This is a genomic window from Streptomyces sp. SM1, from assembly GCF_002910825.1.
GTDB classification, from domain to species: Bacteria; Actinomycetota; Actinomycetes; order Streptomycetales; family Streptomycetaceae; genus Streptomyces; species Streptomyces okerensis.
The window spans coordinates 1-235 of sequence record NZ_NEUB01000078.1; the positions used below are offsets into that span (position 1 = coordinate 1).

At 75.7% G+C, this 235-nt stretch carries 1 pseudogene; it reads left to right on the plus strand.

The features are described 5' to 3' along the window. Window positions 1–174 (plus strand): annotated as a pseudogene (locus tag B9S61_RS41955) (aminotransferase); the annotation flags it as partial. Window positions 175–235 lie beyond the last annotated feature (61 nt).

Consider the following 235-nt stretch of genomic DNA (forward strand, 5'->3'; position numbering starts at 1 on the left):
CGGTTGCCGCACGCGGCGACGGTACGAGGGCGGTTGCGCGCGCTCGGGTACGCGGTGCGCCGGGGGGACACGTTTCCGGGGCTGGACGAGGAGTGGCTGCGCCTGGCGGTACGGGACCGGGAGACGACGGACGGTTTCCTGTCCGCGCTGGGCCGGGCCCTGACATCACCCTGAACCACCGCGCATCGCCCCCGCCGCCCCTTCCCGTCCCGAACCTGGGGCTCCGCCCCGGACC